Origin of the sequence: Prevotella koreensis (genome assembly GCF_003977605.1) — a bacterium.
Taxonomy (GTDB): Bacteria; Bacteroidota; Bacteroidia; order Bacteroidales; family Bacteroidaceae; genus Prevotella; species Prevotella koreensis.
Genome location: NZ_RYYU01000001.1, coordinates 1,780,199 through 1,792,887 on the forward strand (window position 1 = coordinate 1,780,199; position 12,689 = coordinate 1,792,887).

General features: G+C 46.0%; 11 protein-coding genes. 9 read left to right on the forward strand and 2 right to left on the reverse strand.

Annotated elements, in window-relative coordinates; translation table 11 throughout:
* Positions 1 to 127 precede the first annotated feature (127 nt).
* Complete coding sequence (locus EHV08_RS07580) at positions 128 to 1,990, forward strand: DEAD/DEAH box helicase (RefSeq protein WP_126678740.1); 1,863 nt, start codon at positions 128 to 130, stop codon at positions 1,988 to 1,990.
* Between the two features lie 96 nt (positions 1,991 to 2,086).
* Here EHV08_RS07580 and EHV08_RS07585 read toward each other — a convergent pair whose 3' ends face one another.
* Entirely contained in the window at positions 2,087 to 3,337 is a 1,251-nt protein-coding gene (locus tag EHV08_RS07585) for a THUMP-like domain-containing protein (RefSeq protein ID WP_126678741.1), read from the reverse strand.
* Between the two features lie 153 nt (positions 3,338 to 3,490).
* Between EHV08_RS07585 and serB the strand changes: the two genes are divergently transcribed.
* Positions 3,491 to 4,717, forward strand: coding sequence for a phosphoserine phosphatase SerB (serB, locus tag EHV08_RS07590; RefSeq protein ID WP_126678742.1), 1,227 nt, complete (start codon positions 3,491 to 3,493; stop codon positions 4,715 to 4,717).
* A 147-nt stretch (positions 4,718 to 4,864) separates the two neighbouring features.
* Here serB and EHV08_RS07595 read toward each other — a convergent pair whose 3' ends face one another.
* A complete protein-coding gene (locus tag EHV08_RS07595; RefSeq protein ID WP_126678743.1) occupies positions 4,865 to 5,290 on the reverse strand; it encodes an FMN-binding protein in 426 nt (141 codons plus the stop codon).
* Positions 5,291 to 5,703: 413 nt separating this feature from the next.
* On the opposite strand from EHV08_RS07595, the gene dapB reads away from it, so the two are divergent.
* The 7 genes from dapB to EHV08_RS07630 all read left to right on the forward strand — a co-directional run bounded on the left by dapB (position 5,704) and on the right by EHV08_RS07630 (position 12,636).
* A complete protein-coding gene (dapB, locus tag EHV08_RS07600) occupies positions 5,704 to 6,480 on the forward strand; it encodes a 4-hydroxy-tetrahydrodipicolinate reductase (protein ID WP_126678744.1) in 777 nt (258 codons plus the stop codon).
* Between the two features lie 149 nt (positions 6,481 to 6,629).
* Positions 6,630 to 8,069, forward strand: a complete 1,440-nt coding sequence (lepB, locus tag EHV08_RS07605; protein ID WP_126678745.1) for a signal peptidase I — start codon at positions 6,630 to 6,632, stop codon at positions 8,067 to 8,069.
* Positions 8,070 to 8,119: 50 nt separating this feature from the next.
* Positions 8,120 to 8,518 carry a signal peptidase I gene (gene lepB / locus EHV08_RS07610; protein WP_158676067.1) on the forward strand — a complete coding sequence of 133 codons (399 nt, stop codon included), beginning with the start codon at positions 8,120 to 8,122 and terminating at the stop codon, positions 8,516 to 8,518.
* Positions 8,515 to 9,120, forward strand: coding sequence for a WbqC family protein (locus tag EHV08_RS07615; protein WP_126678747.1), 606 nt, complete (start codon positions 8,515 to 8,517; stop codon positions 9,118 to 9,120). The genes lepB (EHV08_RS07610) and EHV08_RS07615 overlap by 4 nt, the downstream gene beginning before the upstream one ends.
* A 151-nt stretch (positions 9,121 to 9,271) precedes the next feature.
* Positions 9,272 to 10,489, forward strand: coding sequence for a uracil-xanthine permease family protein (locus EHV08_RS07620; RefSeq protein ID WP_126678748.1), 1,218 nt, complete (start codon positions 9,272 to 9,274; stop codon positions 10,487 to 10,489).
* 85 nt (positions 10,490 to 10,574) lie between these two features.
* Positions 10,575 to 11,318 carry a nucleoside-specific channel-forming Tsx family protein gene (locus EHV08_RS07625; protein WP_126678749.1) on the forward strand — a complete coding sequence of 248 codons (744 nt, stop codon included), beginning with the start codon at positions 10,575 to 10,577 and terminating at the stop codon, positions 11,316 to 11,318.
* A gap of 22 nt (positions 11,319 to 11,340) precedes the next feature.
* Positions 11,341 to 12,636, forward strand: a complete 1,296-nt coding sequence (locus EHV08_RS07630) for an NCS2 family permease (protein ID WP_126678750.1) — start codon at positions 11,341 to 11,343, stop codon at positions 12,634 to 12,636.
* Positions 12,637 to 12,689: the final 53 nt, after the last annotated feature.

Consider the following 12,689-nt stretch of genomic DNA (forward strand, 5'->3'; position numbering starts at 1 on the left):
AGAGCAGAAGTTTAGGCAATTTTAGCATTGATAGGAAGTGATTTCCTATGTGGTAATGCAGCATGGCGGTGTCTGAACTATTGAATTTCTTTACTCCTAAACTTCTAATGATTACGTAAAATTTATAATGAAGACATTTGAAGAATTGGGCGTTAGCGAAGAGATTCGCCACGCCATCGAAGAGATGGGTTTCGAAAAACCGATGCCCGTTCAGGAAGAAGTTATCCCTTATTTATTGGGAACAAGAAATGATGTAATTGCCCTCGCGCAGACCGGCACAGGAAAGACCGCCGCATTCGGAATACCTTTGTTGCAACGCATTGATACCCGTATCCAACAGACACAGGCAATAGTACTATCGCCGACACGCGAACTCTGCTTGCAGATTGCCGATGACCTGAAAGACTTCTCAAAGTATATCCCCGACGTGCATGTCATACCGGTGTATGGCGGTGCAAACATCGAAACACAGATTCGCGCATTGAAGAAAGGTGTGCATATCATCGTTGCCACTCCGGGACGACTCATCGACCTTATGAAAAGAGGCGTGGCAAAACTCGGAGCAGTGAGCAATGTAGTGCTCGACGAGGCCGATGAGATGCTCAACATGGGATTTTCAGAAGACCTGAACACCATACTTGCCGGCGTGCCGGAAGAGCGTAACACTCTGCTTTTCTCTGCAACGATGAGCAAGGAGATTGATAAAATAGCGCGTACATACCTGCGCGAACCGAAAGAAATAGTAGTCGGAAGCCGTAATGAGGGTGCAGAGAACGTAAACCATATCTACTATATGGTGAGCGCAAAGGACAAATATCTTGCCCTGAAGCGCATCGTTGACTTCCACCCCCGCATCTTTGCGATAATTTTCTGTCGTACAAAGATAGAGACACAGGATATTGCCGACAAACTGATAAAGGACGGATACAACGCCGAATCGCTGCATGGCGACCTGTCGCAGCAGCAACGCGACCTCACGATGCAGAAATTCAGACACCACATGACGCAACTCCTCGTGGCGACAGACGTGGCAGCACGTGGTCTTGACGTTGACGACCTGACACATGTCATCAACTACGGAATGCCCGATGACATCGAGAACTATATACACCGTTCGGGAAGAACAGGACGTGCAGGCAAGAAAGGAACGAGCATCGCTATCGTTCATACTCGCGAGAAGGGAAAGATAAGACAGGTGGAGCGTCAACTTGGAAAAGAATTTGTGGTGGGAGAAATGCCCTCACCGCAGGAAATCTGCAAGAAACAACTATTCAAGGTGATGGATCAAATAGTCAAGACAGATGTCGATGAGAACCAGATTGCTCCTTTCATGCAGGACATAAACCGATTCTTCGAGTTCGTGGAAAAAGACGACTTGATAAAGAAAATCGTCAGCGTGGAGTTCGGTAAGTTCCTTGCTTACTATGCCGATGCTCCGGAAGTGCGCATCGAGTCAGGAAAGAAAGGGAACGGTGAGCAACGCAGAGACCGCAAGGAACGCGGAAAGGGCGGCCGCAGGCAGGCAGAGGAAGGCTACAGCCGACTCTTCATAAATCTTGGAAAGAAAGACGGATTCTTCCCCGGCGAGGTGATGCAGTTCATCAACCGCAACGTGAAAGGCCGCGTGGAAGTAGGTCATATCGACCTGCAAAGCACCATTTCTTTCATCGAGGTGCCGAGCGAAGATGCCGAGCGGGTGATGCGCGGACTCTCCGGCGTGATGTTCAAAGGCCGCGAAGTGCGTTGCAACGATGCCGATACGGGTGGCAAGTCCGGTTCTTCGGGAAAGAAACAGTTCGAACCTCAAGGAAGGAAACGCGACTTGAGACCTAATCGCAGCCGTGATGACAGACAGCAACCTAAGCATGAGAAGCAGACAAAATTCAGCAAAAACGACTGGATGAAGTTTCTTAATCCTGGCAGCATAAACAGCAACGATGCCGGCTTCGAAGAAGGTTGGGCACGTCGCCGACCGAAGAAGAAGAAATAATCAACGATTCTTATCTTTGATTTACATTAATGGCACTAATCGCGCAAGTATATTTATACTTCAATAAGTAGCGCGGTCAGTGCCATTATTGTTTTGTCAAGGTTTTTTGCAGACTAAGAGAATGTGCTTGCCTTTGTCATCTGTCGTTGCGAATATATAGTCTTCGCCACCGTCAGACAACCTGAGTCGTTTCCGTAGTTGTTCGGCTGTCATTGGGAAATTCCTCACGGCGATGTTGGCTTTGGTGATATTACCCAACGTTTGGCGCAGTTCGCGCTTATTCATCGATGAAATGGCGGAAATGCGGAATGCCCTACCGGGGAAGTCGTCGATGAAACGGGGCGAAACAAACAAATGACTGTTGTCCGAAATCTGTCTTATGCCATAACGCGAAGACATTTCCTCGAAACACCCGGCTTTCATTACAGAGGCATTGGGGACAAAAAGAAAATCGCCCGCTACGCAGTCTGCTTGGTCATCAACGGCTCTTTCATTCCGAGTGTCGTTATTTGCGGTTGTGACAGAAAATGTGAATGAAAATTCCTGATTGTCGTTGATGCAATATATCTTTGTTTCCGGTGTCCTACTGTCTGCCGTTCTCTGTAAGTTGTCACGGCAAGAGGCAGACAACAGAACGGGTGTAATCTCCTTGCACTCGTTTTTTATTGATATTATGTGCAACTCCCTCACGTCGCCCAACTGTCGTACCACCTCGTGCCAATCGAGCATGGGCGAAAGTTTTATCATCACCATATCTGCCTTTTCAAGCAGTTCCGATTTCATTGACAGCACATCGGGAGTGCAGTCACTCAGTGCGAAAGTGCGCCCGCCGTGGGCATCACGCCGCGCCGGGTCGAGGTATATCATCGTAGCATGTTCGATGGAATGGAGAGTTTCTGCTGCAGTGGCGCATCTTGCTTCAACATTTTTCAGTCCGAGCATCTTGAAATTATGGCTCGCCACTTCAGACAGTTCGTGCTGCTGTTCCACATAGACAGCCTTGCCGAAAAGCGGTGACAGAAAAGAGAAATCAACGCCCAGACCGCCCGTAAGGTCATACATCGTGCCCTCTTTAGCACGTTTGCCCAACAGTCGTGCCACCACCTGCGCCTTGTATCGTGCAGTATGTTCAGACGAACATTGTTCCATTGCGAGATGATGAGGATATATTATATCGTCACATTCTGCCCAAGAAGGCAGTTTTTTGCGTGCCGCTTGCCACCCTGTAATCTGTTGTAGTGCGGCGGCAAAGTCAACATCGGCCGGCGGTCTGACGCTCAATGCCAGACTCTTCGGGTCGTCATTGCGGTGTTGAAGTGAAAATTCTAAAGTCGCTTGGTTTATCATTGCTCTACTCTGTACACCACAAAGATAGGCATTTTCGGGGATTAAAAAGCGGCATTGAGAACAAAAATTGTTAAACGACGATACACGAATGACGATATATACACTTTTTTTTCTATCTTTGTGCATTAAAAATACACATAAAAAACAAGAATAATGAAACAAACAGGACGCAAGGAACAGATAGTGGCTAACATCACCGGTAGCGACCTGCCGGGACTGACGACCTCGATAATGAGCATTTTGGCGAAATATGATGCTACGGTTCTCGACATCGGTCAGGCAGACATACATAACTCATTGTCGCTCGGAGTGATGTTCAGGATTGACGAACAGAATTCCGGTCATGTTATGAAAGAACTGCTTTTCAAGGCCACCGAACTCGGAGTGAACATCGGCTTTTCGCCCATTAGCGATGATGAGTATGAAGAGTGGGTGAACCGCCAGGGAAAGAACCGATATATCCTGACTATACTCGGAAAGTATCTTGAGGCGCGTAAGATAGAGGCTGCAACGCAGGTAATATCCGAACAGGGTTTCAACATCGACTATATACGCCGACTCACGGGTCGTCCTTCTATTCGCAATCCCCGCAAGGACGCACGTGCATGTATAGAGTTTTCGTTGCGAGGAAACGCCAAGGATCGCAATGCAATGCAGGCAAAACTCATGGAACTGTCTAACACGATGGAGATGGATTTCTCGTTTCAAGAGGACACCATGTTCCGCCGTATGCGCCGACTGATATGTTTCGACATGGACTCTACTCTAATTCAGACCGAATGTATCGACGAACTGGCCATACGAGCAGGTGTTGGTGACGAGGTGAAGGAGATAACGGCGCGTGCAATGCGTGGCGAGATAGACTTCAAGCAGAGTTTTACAGAACGCGTAGCACTGCTGAAGGGGCTTGATGTGAATGTGATGAAAGACATTGCGGAGAATCTCCCTATTACCGAAGGAGCCGACCGTCTGATGAGCGTTTTGAAACGATATGGGTATAAGATAGCCATTCTCAGCGGTGGATTCACCTATTTTGGTGAATATCTGCAAAAGCGTTGGGGGGTGGATTATGTGTATGCCAACGAACTGGAGATTGACAACGAAAGTAAACTAACGGGACGTTACACCGGCGACATAGTGGATGGTCAGCGCAAGCGCGAACTGCTGCGCATCATTGCACAGGTGGAAAAGGTGAACATTGCACAGACAATCGCCGTGGGCGATGGTGCCAACGACCTGCCCATGCTCACAGAGTCGGGACTCGGCATTGCTTTCCATGCCAAGCCGAGAGTTGTGGCAAATGCCGAGCAGAGCATTAATACCATTGGTCTTGATGGCGTTCTGTACTTCCTTGGGTTCAAGGATTCATACCTCGATTGAACGATTATCGTTGAATGTTGAGCGTTGAGGGTTGAAAGTTGAGCGTTGAATGTTGAAAGTTGAGCGAAGATAATGTGTCCACTTTTAACAGAACACACTAATCGCTCAACGCTCAACATTCATCGCTCAACTTTCAACCCTCAACCCTCATCGCTTCACGTTCTTCACATAATAGTCGAGTCCGCGGTGCACGTTCTCTACCACTGCATTGCCGGAGATTGTTGCACCTGTTTTTGTATCAACTTTAAGTTTGCGTGCCTTTGCCACCGTTTTGCCTTCCCATTTCGGCATAACCTGACTTTTCACAATGGCGAAATATTTTGGTGTTTCGCGGTTGCTTAAAGCCTCTATCTTAACCACCTTGTTGTTTTTTATGTGTATGTTCAGCGGAGTTGCTGATTTATAGCCCTTCACATCATTTGCCAATGATGTGGTGTTTACTACGTATGTGCCATCAGCCATTTTCGTCATGACACCATCTTGTACTTCTGTTGCGTGTGCATTCTGCAACACAACCACCGATGACAACAGCAATATAGCCGCCGTTGCCGTGTTAATGAAAACTTTCTTCATCTGCGTTTTTATTTTTACGACGCATTTTGCGATGCGTGGTTTATTATCGACTGCAAAATTAGTCGAAATAAAACTCACAGCAAAGGATTTTAGTTTTTTTTATAAGTAGGCATCAGTGATAATTTAAGAAGTCGTATAGAGAACTGCAATCTCGCCCAATTTGCAAACCAATTTCGCCCATTTTACTCAGCAATTTCGCCCAAATTGGTGAGCAATTTCGCCCATTTTGCACCGCACTATTATTTTTAATAGGCTATAATATGCCGTTTACTGTCCGTCTGATTAATTGAAAAAGAAACATGAATATTATGATAATTGATTGTGAAGACATGTTTGAAATGTTATTTTAAGTTGAAAACCAATCGTATATGCATATTTTTTTTTACCTTTGCAGAGTTTTAATTCGTAATGATATGAAAATTGCATTGATAGGTTATGGCAAGATGGGCAAGATGATAGAACAGATTGCGCTGAGTCGTGGCCACGAGATAGTGAGTATTATCGATGTTGATAACCAAGAGGATTTTGACAGCGAGGCTTTCGCGAGTGCCGATGTTGCCATAGAGTTCACCAATCCGCAGTCAGCATACGGTAATATCCTGCGTGCTTTCGAGAAGAATGTGAAAGTGGTTAGCGGGAGCACCGGTTGGCAGAAAGAGCATGGCGATGACGTGAAACGCATGTGCAGTGGCTCGTCATTGGTGCAGTCGGGAGCAGAAAATGGGACTATGAGCGGTCGTACACTGTTCTGGGCGAGCAATTTCTCTGTTGGAGTTGCGATTTTCTCTGCCGTTAATCGTTATCTTGCGAAGTTGATGAATGGTTTCTCACAGTATGATGTTCACCTTGAGGAGACCCACCATGTGCATAAGATTGATGCACCGAGCGGTACGGCAATAACGCTGGCAGAAGGTATTATTGGCGAACTTGACCGTAAGGATGGTTGGGTGAAAGGGCAGGAGAATCAGCCTTACGATGCGAATTTGCTGCGCATAGACTCGTTGCGACGTGGCGAAGTGCCGGGAATACACACCGTGAGGTACGACTCGGAGGCCGACTGCATAACGATAAGTCATGATGCACACTCGCGCAAGGGCTTTGCAATGGGTGCTGTGCTTGCTGCCGAATATACCAAGAATCACAGTGGATTGCTGACAATCGAGGATATGTTCGATTGGATGAAAAAATGATTAGGGCAGAGACCTCGAGAAAGTTTTTTGAGATGAGAGGTGTCGAAAAAAATGTCCAGACAACAAATTGATGTATATGTTGTCCGGACATTGGATAGAAAAAGAAATGGAATTCCTTGAAAAAAGAGAAATTTAATTAAAGAAAAGATATGATTGACAAGTCAAAGAAGAAACTTAACATGAAATTGCAATGGACCAAGTTCATTGTGGTAACGGTGCTTTATCTGCTCTTTCTCTTCTGGGTAGAGAGTTGGTTGGGACTACTTGTGGTGCCGTTCATTTTCGACATCTATATTAGCAAGAAGATAAAATGGCAATGGTGGAAAGACTCTGAAGGGCCTACGCGCTTCATCATGTCGTGGGTCGATGCGTTGATGTTCGCTCTTGTGGCAGTTTATTTCATCAATCTGTTCTTCTTTCAGAACTATGTCATACCGTCATCGTCTCTTGAGAAGTCGTTGCTCACGGGCGACTATCTTTTCGTTTCAAAGATAAGTTACGGCCCGCGCATCCCTCAGACACCGCTCACGCTGCCACTCACACAGCACACGCTGCCACTTTTCGAGTGCAAATCGTATATTGAGTTTCCGCAATGGGACTACCGAAGAGTGAAAGGATTGGGTAAAGTAGAACTCAACGACATCGTTGTTTTCAACTATCCGGCAGGCGACACAATCTGCTCTTCATCGCAATGGCAGGCTCAAGACTATTATCAGATGTGCTATTCTTACGGCAGTCAGGTATATAACAGTCAAATGAACGTAGATTCGCTTACTGCCCAACAGCGGTGGGACTACGACCGGAAGATATTCTCACTGGGACGTGAATATATCCGACAGAACCGTAGCACATACGGTGATATTGATTCTCGACCTGTGGATCGCCGTGAAAACTACGTTAAACGTTGCGTAGGATTGCCCGGACAGACATTGCAGATAAAGAACCGTATCGTTTACATTAACGGCAAGGCAAACAAGGAACCGGACAATGTGCAGTACACTTATAACATCAAGAAAAAGGCCGATATTCCCGAGGCAATGATGTATGAACTCGGAATAAGCATGGAAGACAAGATAAGTCTGAATCAGAACGGATATATGCCACTGACGAAACATGCTGCCGATGAGTTGCGCAAACATAAGGAAATAGCGGAGAGTGTCACCATAAATACCGATGTAAACGGCGATATGTATATGTATCCTTTGAACGGACATTATGGATGGACACGTGATAATTATGGCCCGATATGGATTCCGCAGAAGGGCAAGAGCATAAAACTGACAATGGATAATATCGCCATTTATGAGCGTCCGATACGTGTATATGAGGGAAACGAACTCGAGGTGCGGAACGGAAAAATATTCATAAATGGCAAGGAAGCAAAGGAATACACCTTCAAGATGGATTATTACTGGATGATGGGTGACAACAGGCATAACTCTGCCGACTCACGATACTGGGGATTTGTGCCCGAAGACCACATCGTAGGAAAGCCTATATTCATCTGGTGGAGTAGCGACCCTGACCGCAGTTTCTTCTCCGGTATTCGCTGGAGCAGGCTGTTCAGATGGGTTGATGATATAAAATGATTTTAATTGGGAGTTTGGGAGTAGGGAGGTAATTAAATATGCGTAACGCCGTGAAGTTCATATTGGCCGTAGCGATCGCATTGGTTTTGATGTTGGTCGTGAGGACATACGCGTTTACCATATATAAAGTGTCGAACTCAAGCCTTGAACCTGTGTTGAAAAAAAACGACCGTATAGTGGTAAACAAGTTGTACTGTGGGCGTTTATCGCGTGGAGACATTGTGGTGTTTGCCGCCGACTCGTCGTATCTTGGTGTGATAGGCAATATCCCCGGCGATACAGTGATGCTCGACGGCAAGCATTATGTGTTGCCTGAGCGTTGCGGTTGTCAGCGTTGCGGTTGTAGTGAGAGAGCGGTATTCCTTGTATGGCAAGGCAGTAAACGAGCGTTGATACACAAGGATGATATAATCGGGAAGGCTTACAGACTATCACTAACAAAACGATGACCACAGCATTGCTTTCTTCTGCTTACTGTGCGCCGGTGCAGTGGTTTCAGAAACTCAACCGCTATGACATGGTGATGGTGGAGCAATATGACAATTTCCAGAAACAAACCTATCGCAACCGATGTATAATAGCCACGGCCAATGGTACGCAGGCTTTGACAATACCTGTGGAGAGGCCTGTCGGGGAGAAATGTCTGATGCGCGATGTGCGTATCAGTGACCACGGGAACTGGCGACGACTGCATTGGAACGCATTGGCAACGGCATACGGTGACAGTCCTTTTTTCGACTATTATGTTGATGACCTGCATCCTCTCTTCGCGAAAAAGCGAGAGTTTCTTTTCGATTTCAACATGGAGATGACCGAGGTGTTGTGCGAACTGCTTGATATACGACCAAAAATAAGCCTCACTACAAGTTATGTAGATGAGGCTGAGAATGATTTCCGCGATGCCATTCGGCCGAAACACCCGCTGCCGGATAGAGATTTCGAACCTGTTCAGTATTATCAGGTATATCGTCAACGACACGGTTTCATTCCCAATCTAAGCATTCTTGACTTGCTTTTCAATATGGGAAACGAGGCTGTTTTCTACCTTTAAAAATGCCAACGCCGGCGATAATAAAACATTTTTTTACTACAAATGTTATAAATATATAAATGGAATATTGTTGTTTCAACTTTTCTTTGTAATTTTGTGCCGTTTAAACGGTATCCCTGTTCAGAGAAAATTATCATCTTATAATAAAGAAATGAGAACAGAAACACTTACAAGTTCCAAAAAGACAATTGTCGGAGTGCAATTCCTTTTCGTTGCCTTTGGTGCAACAGTGCTCGTACCGCTGCTCGTAGGCATCAATCCTTCTACCGCTCTTTTCACCGCAGGCATTGGTACATTTATCTTCCATCTGGTAACAAAAGGCAAGGTTCCTATTTTTCTGGGGAGTTCTTTTGCTTTCATCGCACCAATCATTGAAGCCACTAAAGAGTGGGGACTGCCCGGTACATTGGCAGGACTGACGAGCGTTTCGTTGGTATATTTCCTGATGAGTGCACTCGTGAAATGGCAGGGAAGGCATTTCCTCAACCGCGTTTTCCCACCGGTAGTAATCGGTCCGGTAATAATTCTCATCGGACTATCGCTTTCGGGCAGTGCTGTTGATATGGCAAAGTCTAATTGGACGCTTGCTTTTATTGCACTTGTTACGGCTATTCTCGTGCTTACCTTTGCTCGCGGACTGCTGAAATTGGTTCCTGTTATTTGTGGAATCATCACAGGATATATCGCTGCAGTTTTTATGAAAGAGGTGAATTTTGATCCTGTTGTTGCCGCACCGTGGTTTACTAATCCAGTGTCTTTCACCACAATCACTCATTTTCAGTGGGCACCGTTCCTTTATATGATTCCTGTTGCCGTGGCACCTGTTATTGAACACATCGGCGATGTCTATGTTGTGAGTGCGGTGGCAGAGAAAGATTTCATCAAGGAGCCGGGTCTTCATCGCACCATGTTGGGTGATGGTTTGGCATGTTTGGCTTCCGCTTTCCTCGGAGGTCCTCCCGAAACGACCTATTCTGAGGTGACCGGTGCGATGTCTATAACCAAGGTTACAAGTCCAGCCGTAATCAGAATATCTGCAGCAACGGCTATCGTTTTCTCGGTAATCGGCAAGTTGAGCGCACTGCTTCAGTCTATCCCGAAGGCCGTGTTGGGCGGAATAATGTTGCTGTTGTTCGGAACCATCGCCAGCGTTGGTATTCAAAACCTCGTTCAGCATAAGGTGAATATGAGCGATACGCGCAATGTTATCATCATATCTGTTACGCTGACAATGGGCATTGGTGGTGCAGTGCTTTCTTCGAACGGCTTCACTTTGTCGGGAATAGGTCTCTCGGCTATCATCGGAGTGGTGCTCAATCTGCTTCTGCCGAAGACGAAAACCACCAAGGAAGAGGCTCAAGAGAAGTAGAAAAACTTAATCATATTAAATAATCCATCATCAGGTATATGCTTATGCATGTGCCGTAAACCTTTACTTTTAATAAAATAAAATCATGAATCGTTTCTTACTTACTTGCACAATCGTTCTCGCATCGGCGGGAATCGGTCGTGCTCAGAATGTGCAGTTGCATTATGATTTGGGTCATTCGATTAACCAAGAACTTTCATCGCGCCCAAGTGTGACCACAACCGTTGAGATGTTCAAGCCCGACAAATGGGGTAGTACGTTCCTCTTCACAGACATCGACTATCAGCGCGACGGCGTTGCGGGTGCCTATTGGGAAATCTCCCGTGAGTTCAATCTCACTTCCAACAAGCAGTGGGTTGCTCATATTGAGTATAACGGTGGCCTGACATCGCATGAAGAAACATGGAACGCCACTCGTTTCCGTCATGCGTTCCTTGCCGGTGGAGCATGGAACTGGCACTCTGCCGACTTCTCCAAGACCTTCTCTTTGCAGGCAATGTATAAGTATCACTTCAAGAACAGACACTATAATGCCAACCCTTTCAGCGGATTTCAGATTACTGGAGTGTGGGGAATACAGATGGCAGACAATTTGATCACGTTCAACGGATTCTGTGATACATGGTACGACCCGAACGTAAGAGGAAAACTTATATTCCTTTCAGAGCCACAACTATGGCTGAATCTTAACGCATTAAAAGGAATGGAGGGAGTAAATCTTAGTCTTGGTACCGAGGTTGAAATCTCAAACAATTTCGTGTGGAACGATAAAGGACGTAACGATAAGTTCTATGCCATACCTACGATTGCGGCAAAATGGACATTCTGATAATCAAACACATCAATAGGTTATGTTGACAAAACTACTGGGTTTTGACCCGAAAACAATGAAGATGCGCACGGAAATAGTTGCCGGCGCAACTACTTTTCTCACGATGAGTTATATTCTCGCGGTGAATCCGGCTATTCTTTCTTCCACAGGAATGGATAAGGGTGCACTGTTCACCGCTACGGCCATAGCCTCTGCCATAGCAACACTGCTGCTGGCATTCATGGCAAAACTGCCTTTTGCACAGGCACCATCAATGGGTTTGAATGCTTTCTTTGCCTACACATTGTGTCAGGCAATGGGGTATTCGTGGCAACAGTCGCTGGCGATAATGCTCATCGAGGGAGTACTGTTCATAATAATTACATTCTTTAATGTGCGTGAACTGATACTCAACAGCATTCCAAAGAATCTTAGGTTTGCAGTTTCGGCTGGTATCGGAATGTTTATCGCGTTCATCGGACTGAAAAACTCCGGTATCATCGTATCAAACGAAGCTACTTTCGTGACGCTGGGCAAATTCACCCCCACGGCAACACTTGGTATAATTGCCATTGTTTTGAGTGGTGTATTTATGGCACGACGCGTGAAAGGCGCATTGTTCTATGCGATTATAATCGCAACGATTGCCGGAATACCTATGGGAGTGACCAATATTCCTGAGGGCTGGCTGCCTGTTTCGGCACCACATTCGCTCTCACCAATCTTCTGCCAGTTTGATTTCAACGGATTCTTTTCTTTGCAAACCGTACTCGTAGTGTTCTCGTTGCTTATGGTAAACATCTTCGACACGATAGGAACACTTGTCGGTCTTGCCGAAAAGACCGGCATTGTGAAACCCGATGGTAGTATACCGCGTGTCAGCGAGGCAATGATGAGTGATGCAATCGGCACCACCTGTGGCGCAGTACTTGGCAGCAGCACCATTACTACATACGTTGAGAGTGCATCGGGAATAGCCGAGGGAGGACGTTCGGGAATGACATCCTTTGTTACGGGAATGCTCTTTGTGGTTTCATTATTGCTGTCACCGCTCTTTTTGCTTATTCCGGGTTCGGCAACCAGTGGTGCATTGGTATTGGTAGGAGTATTGATGCTCGACTCTGTTAAGAAGATTGACCTAAGTGATGTCAGTGAAGCATTCCCTGCCTTCATCACCATGATAACAATGGTTCTGTGCTATTCCATTGCCGATGGCATTTGTCTCGGAATACTTAGTTTCGTAATAATAAAGGTATGCACCGCACAATGGAAGGCTCTCAATCCTACACTCATAGTGCTTTCGCTACTATTCATAATCAACTTCTTATTCAAATAAATGTTAGTTAAACCAATACGGTAGCACACGTGTTAATGTGTGAAGTTAGGTTA

Coding starts and splice junctions, on each gene's coding strand:
- EHV08_RS07580 (WP_126678740.1), top strand. CDS start 128: ATGAAGACATTTGAAGAATTGGGCGTTAGCGAAGAGATTCGCCACGCC.
- EHV08_RS07585 (WP_126678741.1), bottom strand. CDS start 3,337: ATGATAAACCAAGCGACTTTAGAATTTTCACTTCAACACCGCAATGAC.
- serB (WP_126678742.1), top strand. CDS start 3,491: ATGAAACAAACAGGACGCAAGGAACAGATAGTGGCTAACATCACCGGT.
- EHV08_RS07595 (WP_126678743.1), bottom strand. CDS start 5,290: ATGAAGAAAGTTTTCATTAACACGGCAACGGCGGCTATATTGCTGTTG.
- dapB (WP_126678744.1), top strand. CDS start 5,704: ATGAAAATTGCATTGATAGGTTATGGCAAGATGGGCAAGATGATAGAA.
- lepB (WP_126678745.1), top strand. CDS start 6,630: ATGATTGACAAGTCAAAGAAGAAACTTAACATGAAATTGCAATGGACC.
- EHV08_RS07615 (WP_126678747.1), top strand. CDS start 8,515: ATGACCACAGCATTGCTTTCTTCTGCTTACTGTGCGCCGGTGCAGTGG.
- EHV08_RS07620 (WP_126678748.1), top strand. CDS start 9,272: ATGAGAACAGAAACACTTACAAGTTCCAAAAAGACAATTGTCGGAGTG.
- EHV08_RS07625 (WP_126678749.1), top strand. CDS start 10,575: ATGAATCGTTTCTTACTTACTTGCACAATCGTTCTCGCATCGGCGGGA.
- EHV08_RS07630 (WP_126678750.1), top strand. CDS start 11,341: ATGTTGACAAAACTACTGGGTTTTGACCCGAAAACAATGAAGATGCGC.